At 66.0% G+C, this 7283-nt stretch carries 7 protein-coding genes; 2 read left to right on the forward strand and 5 right to left on the reverse strand.

Going from position 1 to position 7283, the window contains the following annotated elements; genetic code table 11:
• The 3 genes from QZ281_RS07490 to QZ281_RS07500 all read right to left on the reverse strand — a co-directional run.
• Window positions 1–691, reverse strand: a 691-nt coding sequence (locus tag QZ281_RS07490; RefSeq protein ID WP_292226683.1) for a hypothetical protein, incomplete at its 3' end; no start/stop codon positions are given.
• A 112-nt stretch (window positions 692–803) separates the two neighbouring features.
• Window positions 804–1712: a transcriptional regulator gene (locus QZ281_RS07495; protein ID WP_292226685.1), complete on the reverse strand. Its 909-nt coding sequence runs from the start codon at window positions 1710–1712 to the stop codon at window positions 804–806.
• Window positions 1713–1725: 13 nt separating this feature from the next.
• Window positions 1726–2886 (reverse strand): GNAT family N-acetyltransferase, encoded by a 1161-nt coding sequence (locus QZ281_RS07500; RefSeq protein ID WP_292226688.1) that lies wholly within the window; start codon window positions 2884–2886, stop codon window positions 1726–1728.
• 169 nt (window positions 2887–3055) lie between these two features.
• Between QZ281_RS07500 and QZ281_RS07505 the strand changes: the two genes are divergently transcribed.
• Window positions 3056–3217, forward strand: coding sequence for a hypothetical protein (locus QZ281_RS07505; protein ID WP_292226691.1), 162 nt, complete (start codon window positions 3056–3058; stop codon window positions 3215–3217).
• A 53-nt stretch (window positions 3218–3270) separates the two neighbouring features.
• Window positions 3271–4320: a L,D-transpeptidase family protein gene (locus tag QZ281_RS07510; RefSeq protein WP_292226694.1), complete on the forward strand. Its 1050-nt coding sequence runs from the start codon at window positions 3271–3273 to the stop codon at window positions 4318–4320.
• Here QZ281_RS07510 and QZ281_RS07515 read toward each other — a convergent pair.
• Together QZ281_RS07515 and tuf are read right to left on the reverse strand one after the other, a co-directional pair.
• Window positions 4317–5915, reverse strand: coding sequence for a carboxylesterase family protein (locus QZ281_RS07515; RefSeq protein WP_292226695.1), 1599 nt, complete (start codon window positions 5913–5915; stop codon window positions 4317–4319). The two genes, QZ281_RS07510 and QZ281_RS07515, sit on opposite strands and share 4 nt — an antisense overlap.
• 177 nt (window positions 5916–6092) lie before the next feature.
• On the reverse strand, window positions 6093–7283 hold a 1191-nt coding region (tuf, locus tag QZ281_RS07520), incomplete at its 5' end, for an elongation factor Tu (protein WP_292226698.1).

Raw genomic sequence — 7283 nt, forward strand, 5'->3', positions numbered from 1 at the left:
CGCCGACAGCCGCCTCGCCGCGCCCGTCAACGCGCGCCACGGTGATGGCGCCCGATCCACCGACTGACGACTTCAGCCTGTTGGTGGCGCCGGCGTAGATCGAACCCGATCCGCCGACCGAGGCTTCCAGTTCCTGCGATGTGCCGGTGCGAACCGCGCCGGAACCGCCCAGGCCCACTTCCAGTCGTCCATCGACATTGGCCACTGTCCAGTCGCCGCAACCGCCTGCGCCCAGATCCACCGAGCGCGCGCCACGGCCGATCGCGCCGTACACGGCGCCGCTGGCGCTCAGGTCGACGTCTCGCGGGGTGCGGACCACGATCAGCGGCGCGTCCTCCAGACGAACGCGGCCGACGCCCCCGCCCACGTCAACTGAGGCGCCTTCGCCCGGCTGGCGCGCGTTGGCTGGACCGCTGTGGCATGACCGGATCGCATCGCTGCTGCCGAACACGCCGCCACGGCGCAGGCCGCCGTCGATGCGGACATTCCGTCCCTCGCGGCGCACCTGAATGGCGGGAAGCTTGGAGGCGCCCTGGGTGATCTCCACACCGATGTCGCTGCGGTCCTCGACGATCACGACGACGCGGGCGACCGTATTGCGGATTTCGACATCGGCGGCGGACGCAGGCGCGGCGGCGGCGCTGACGGCCAGAGCGGCGGTCGCGGCGGCGATGAACAGTGCTGACTTCATGGACTTTCCCTTCCCGGATCTGATGAGAAGGTGCGCGAGCAGGCGCAGAAAGTCATTTTAACTCGGCGTCATGAACCCAATTTAACATTGGTGAACACCGGGCGTTCGAGGGTCAGGTGCGCAAGGCGCCCGCGCCATCCTCGACGCCCACTTCCGGCTCGAAGTCCCGCTCGAAATGCGCGATCCGGCTCTTCATCGCGCCCACCTTCTTCAGCGCCAGCGACGCAGCCCAGCGCGCGGCCAGTTCTGGCGTGGACATGCCGTCGGTGAACCTGGGCGAACCGCCACGGCTGCGGATCACCGCATTGGTGAACAGCGCCCCCTTGCGGAACCGCGACGGCCAGGTCTGGAAGTCCATCGACAGGCTGACGCAGAACCGGTCCAGATTCTCCACCCGATGCGGCGCATACAGCGGCCACGTCAGGGCGCCGCCGGGCTCCAGATCCATGACCTGGGCATCATTCTCGAACGCCAGCGTATAGGGCAGTTCCTCGGTCGTCTGACGCGTGACCACCTGCTCCATATTCTTCTCGGGCAGATGCTGCTCGTCACCCGGATAGATAAACAGCCGCTTGCGACCCCGCAGGTGGAACAGGACCACGCCCGCCGCATCGAAATGATAGGGTACGCGCGCCTTGGGCGACGACAGGATCAACTGCCCCGCATTCTTGACCGCACGCATCCCCGGATAGGTCGCCTGAATGGTCTGGAAATCAGCCATCGCCGCCGCCCACAGTTCGGGCCAGCCGGTCTCGACCTCGCGCAGATTGACCCACAGCCGTCCCTGCTTGATCGCTTCCAGCAGTTCCGCGCCCGACAGCCGTCCCCGCGCGCCGGTGCGCAGCGAGACCTGCCCCTCGTCGTCATAGTCATACAGATTGATGTCGAAATGCTCGGCCGGATAGCGGTCCAGCATGGCGGCGAGAGCTGCATCCTCGGCGAACCCCTGCTCGACCAGGGTGTGCGGATGGATCTTCGCCTCGGCGATGGGGCCGGGATAACGGGTGCGACGGTCGGACATGATCTGTTTCCCCTCAGGCGTGGGCGACGCGCGCAGGCGTCTTCTTGCGGGACGCCAGCTTGGCGACGGCGGAACGGGCGGCGGTCGCCGCGCCCCTCAATCGACCAACAGGCGAGGCCTCGCAGGCTTCGATGGTGGACCAGCGTCGGCGCAGCGAGGTGCTGATCGCCTCTCCCCTGCCGCCCGCCGTGTTCAGCACCGCGACAGCCGCCTCATTCAGCGTGGCGCTTAGCCCCGGCTGCATGACCACGGCCTCGCGCACGGTTCGGCGCGCATTGACGAAATACTTCTTGTAGGCCTCGCCCTCGAACCCGAAGTCGAACACCCGCACACCCTCGGCTCCGGCCAGCCGCATGGTGTCCATGCTCAGCAGAATACCCGGCGAACACCGCGCCAGCGTCGGCTCATAGGCCGGGAACCAGAAATGATAATGGTCGCCTGCGTGCAGCGAAAACTCGACCGCCACCAGCTTGTCGCCCGCCGTCATGACCGCCAGCGACGCCCCGAAATCAGGCCGCTGATCCATCATCAGCGCATGCAGCAGATCGCGCGTCCAACCGCAGGCGAAGATGTCGTGCAGGCCTGACCGCCGATACTGCGCCGCCTTCAGATCGATCAGATGATCCAGCAACTGGGGATCGCGCACATTGTGCCGAACCTGCGTCTCACCCAGTTCGGCGGCCAGGCTGCGACGCGCCCGTTCCTTGTCCTTGAAGTATTTTCCATAGGTCTGGCGGCGTTCGGCGTACCAGGCGTCAAAGCCGCCTGCAGGCAGTTCCACCTGCACCGTCCCGCGCACCTCGCCGCCTTCGCCTTGGCCGATCCATCCGGGCACATTCAGGCGACGCCCCTTAACCAGACACGCCACATCCTCCAGCGTGATGTCCGATCCGACCGGCGCGATCACGCCGTGATAGTCGTTCATCGGCGCACCCAGGGGCTGAACCGAACCGCCGCGTCTTTGATGGGGGAAGAAGCCGACGATCTGGCCGCCGCGTCGGAACACAGCCACCGCCGCGCCCGGGCAGACCCGGGCGGCGATCTCGGTGTAATCCCAGCAGAAATAGGGGCTGCTCAGGGCAGGATTGGTCGTCGACCATGCGCGCCACAGCGCGACAGCGGCGGCGTCCAGCGCCTCCGCCTTCATGATCTCGACCCGCAGTTCGTCAGTCATAAACATCTCGCAGCACCCCCTTGTCCGGGGCCGTTTCAGCGCATCCTCTACACCGAACCCTGTTTCACTAGGGTTCATCGGCATGGTGAACAGGTGTTGACGGGAGCCTGCGCGCGCCACGGGCGTTTGCATCCTGCGGACATCCAGTTCCGCGCCGAGAGACACGGTCATGACCGATCAACGCCCCGATGACCACGCCGTTGAAGACGAAAATCTGCGTCCCGATCACAACGGCCAGCCGCCACGCCCGGCGACCGAGCCCAAGGGGTCCAAGGGCTCCAGCAACTCCGGCAAGACCCAGACCGACCCCGCGACGGGATCACAGAACTGACGCCGCCGCCTGCCTCCGCCTTCGCCTTCCCCGCCCTGTGACTGAGTGACTTGATGATCCGCCGCCTGACCCTCGCCTGCGCCAGCCTCGCCGTTCTCACCGCCTGCAGCCCATCCCACGACAAGCCATCGGAAAACCAGACACAGCAGGCCGGCGCCGCTGGCCCGCTGTCCGCACAGACCATCGAGAATGCGGCCTATACGCCCGCCCCGCCACAGGCCCAGCCTCAGTCCCCGACCGCCGCCCAGACAGCACCCCAACCCGATCCAGCCTTGATCCGTGCGCAGGTTCTGCTGGAGCGCGCCCGCTTCTCGACCGGCGCCATCGATGGTCTGGCAGGCTCGAACATGCGTCAGGCCATAGCCGCCTTCCAGAAGGCCAAGGGGCTGAAAGACGACGGCCAACTGACGCCCGAACTGATGGAGCGACTGCGCGCCGAAGGCCCCGGCGCTGTCACCGCCACCTATCAGATCACCCAGCAGGATATCGACGGCCCCTATATGGGCGTCGTCCCCACGGACCTGGAGAAACAGGGCGAGGCGGCGGCCATGGCCTATAGCGACATCGTCGAGGCCCTGGCCGAGCGGTTCCACCTCACCGAGGATCTGCTGCGCGCCATGAACCCCGGCGCCGACTTCAACCGCGCGGGCCAGACCCTGCTGGTCCCCGCCATCGATAATCGCCCGCTGGCGGCCGACGTCGCCCGCATCGATGTGGACAAGGCCGAAGGCTCGGTGAAGGCCTTCTCCGCCGACGGCGCCCTGCTGGCCTATTTCCCCGCCACCATCGGCAGCACCGACAATCCGACGCCCAGCGGCACGCTGCGCGTCAACGGCGTCGCCCGTAATCCCGACTACACCTACGACCCGTCAAAGCTCAGCTACGGCAGCGTGGGCCGCAAGGTCGTGGTCAAACCCGGCCCGAACAATCCCGTTGGCGTGGTCTGGATCGATCTGAACAAGCCCAGCTACGGCATTCACGGGACGCCAGACCCGCATCTGGTCGGCAAGACTGCCTCGCACGGGTGCGTGCGACTGACCAACTGGGACGTCTGGAAACTGGCCGACAAGGTCAAGCCGGGTGTGACGGTGCGTTTCGTCTAGTGAACCGCCCCGAACGGTGTCCCGTCCCAGAAGTCGCAGTTATGCCGGTCGAAGAAGTCGTCATCCAGCCGGTCGCCCTGCGACTGGAACACCCGCACCGGTCCCGCACCCTCGATGCGGGGCCAGTCGGGGCCAAAGTCCTTCTGCCCAAACCCGGCCCATAGTCCCCGCATCCGCGCCGACAGCGCCTTCTGCTCGGGTGTGAAGCGATTCACGTCAGCGAAAATCCAACTGGTCCCGAACACATAGGCCAGTTCGCTGGCGTGATAGGCGCCCAGATCCAGCCCGACGATCCATTTCGGCAGGACGAACGGCGCATCCCGATCCGCAAACTCATACCCCCACACCGGCACATAACGGGCCAGTTGCCGCCGCAGGGCCTGTGACGGGCAGGCGAACCTCTGGTCCGTGAAATGCTCGGCGATGGCATAGGCCGGGCCATCGGGGCCGACCGGATACCGCTCCAGCACCCGTTCACCGACATCGCCGTACATCCAGATCGTCTCCTTCTGGTAACGATCCACGTCCTTGACCTCGTTTGCGAACAACCGCCCCTCGTCGCGGTTCGTGCCGATGATGACCGGCACACGCGTGAACCGCCCTTCGTGGAATGCGACGGCGGGGTTCTCCGGCACGGTCGCGTCCGTATGCACCGGCCCCCATGAGCCATGACCGTTCAAGCCCTCGCGCACCGAGGGCGCCCGTTGCAGCCGCCACGCAGACAGGGCCTTCAGACAGGCCGCCTGCCCGGCGCCGTCCTCGCACCCCAGGCTCCGGGCGAACTCCGGCCCCGCCTGGGCCGTCGCCTCCGCACTGACCAGTGAAGACGGCTCCAGGCATCCCCCGCTCTGCATGATGACGCGCTGATAGAGCCCCTCAGACTGAGGCGACGCCATCAGGTAACAGGCCGTCCACGCCCCTGCGCTTTCGGCGAACAGGGTCACGTTCGCCGGGTCGCCGCCGAAGGCCGCAATGTTCCGATGCACCCATTTCAGCGCCGCCTGCTGATCCATCAGGCCGAAGTTGCCGCCATAGCCTTCGCCATCTGCCTGAAACCCCGGATGGGCCAGCCAGCCCAGCGCCCCCAGCCGATAGTTCAGCGTCACCACCACCCGGCCCTGCTCGCGGGCCAGCAGCGACGGGTCATAGTTGGCGCCCGCCCCAATCGTGAAGGCTCCCCCGGGGATATAGACCAACACCGGCAAGGCCTCGGCCTGCTCGCCGCCGGGCCCATAGACGTTCAGATAAAGACAGTCCTCGGACCCGACCACAAACCCGCCGCCGCCGCCCAGAATAGCCCGCCGCCCGATGGCTTGGGTGCAGTCCGAACCCAGCCGCGTGACATCCCGCACGCCGTCCCACGCCTGCACAGGTTGCGGCGCCCGCCAGCGCAAGGCCCCGACCGGTGCTTGTGCGAATGGCACCCCCAGAAACGCCCGGACACCTGCGCCTTCGACACCCCGCACCGCCCCGGCCTCTGTCGTCGCCAGCACCGGCTTGGCGTCGCGGGCAAACCGGACATGATCCACCTTGCCGGGATGAGTGGCGCAGGCGCCCAGCGCCAGCAGACAGACGAGCAGAGAAATCAGACGCATCAAAAACACGGGCTGTTGGCGTGACGTAGATAATGCCCGCCTCTCCCGCCTGCGTCATCCTCGGGCTTCACCCGGAACGGTCAGGGTCAGCAGCCCCCAAACAGCAAAACGGCCCCCGGATTTCTCCGGGGGCCGCTCTGTACGCTACTCATTTCAGCCCGAAGGCCGGATCGTCGACTACTCGATGATCTTGGCGACGACGCCGGCGCCGACGGTGCGGCCGCCTTCACGGATGGCGAAGCGCAGGCCTTGGTCCATGGCGATCGGCGTGATCAGCTCGACGTTCAGCTCGGCGTTGTCGCCGGGCATGATCATCTCGACGCCTTCCTTCAGGTGAACGATGCCGGTCACGTCCGTCGTGCGGAAGTAGAACTGCGGGCGATAGTTCGTGAAGAACGGCGTGTGACGGCCGCCTTCTTCCTTGGTCAGGATGTAGGCTTCAGCCAGGAACTTGGTGTGCGGCGTGATGGAGCCCGGCTTGCACAGCACTTGGCCGCGCTCGACGTCTTCACGCTTGGTGCCACGCAGCAGAACGCCGACGTTGTCACCCGCTTGACCTTGGTCCAGCAGCTTGCGGAACATTTCAACGCCCGTGCAGGTCGTCTTCTGGACCGGACGGATGCCGACGATTTCGACTTCTTCACCGACCTTGACGATACCCTTTTCGACGCGGCCCGTGACCACGGTGCCGCGGCCCGAGATCGAGAACACGTCTTCGACCGGCATCAGGAAGGGCAGGTCAACCGGACGTTCCGGCTGCGGGATGTAGGCGTCGACGGTTTCCATCAGAGCCAGAACGCGCTGTTCGCCGATTTCCGGGTTCACGCCGTCGGTTGCAGCCTTGGCCGAACCCTTGGTGATCGGAATGTCGTCGCCCGGGAACTGGTACGAGCTCAGCAGCTCGCGCACTTCCATTTCAACCAGTTCCAGCAGTTCTTCGTCGTCGACCAGGTCGACCTTGTTCATGAAGACAACCAGAGCCGGCACGCCGACCTGACGGGCCAGCAGGATGTGCTCGCGCGTTTGCGGCATCGGGCCGTCAGCGGCCGAAACCACCAGGATCGCGCCGTCCATCTGAGCCGCGCCCGTGATCATGTTCTTCACGTAGTCGGCGTGCCCAGGGCAGTCGACGTGCGCGTAGTGACGGTTCGGCGTTTCGTATTCAACGTGCGCCGTGTTGATCGTGATGCCGCGGGCCTTTTCTTCCGGCGCAGCGTCGATGTCGGCGTAGTTCATCGCCTTCGCGCCGCCGGCCTTCGCCAGCGTCATCGTGATCGCAGCCGTCAGCGTCGTCTTGCCATGGTCAACGTGACCAATCGTGCCGATGTTGCAGTGCGGCTTCGTGCGTTCGAACTTTTCCTTGGCCAT

This window comes from Brevundimonas sp. (assembly GCF_018608325.1).
In the GTDB taxonomy this organism is placed as follows: Bacteria; Pseudomonadota; Alphaproteobacteria; order Caulobacterales; family Caulobacteraceae; genus Brevundimonas.

Bases quoted from the DNA above. Each gene is read 5' to 3' on its own strand.
- QZ281_RS07515 (WP_292226695.1), bottom strand. From the start codon at position 5,915: ATGCGTCTGATTTCTCTGCTCGTCTGTCTGCTGGCGCTGGGCGCCTGC.
- QZ281_RS07500 (WP_292226688.1), bottom strand. From the start codon at position 2,886: ATGACTGACGAACTGCGGGTCGAGATCATGAAGGCGGAGGCGCTGGAC.
- QZ281_RS07510 (WP_292226694.1), top strand. From the start codon at position 3,271: ATGATCCGCCGCCTGACCCTCGCCTGCGCCAGCCTCGCCGTTCTCACC.
- QZ281_RS07495 (WP_292226685.1), bottom strand. From the start codon at position 1,712: ATGTCCGACCGTCGCACCCGTTATCCCGGCCCCATCGCCGAGGCGAAG.
- QZ281_RS07505 (WP_292226691.1), top strand. From the start codon at position 3,056: ATGACCGATCAACGCCCCGATGACCACGCCGTTGAAGACGAAAATCTG.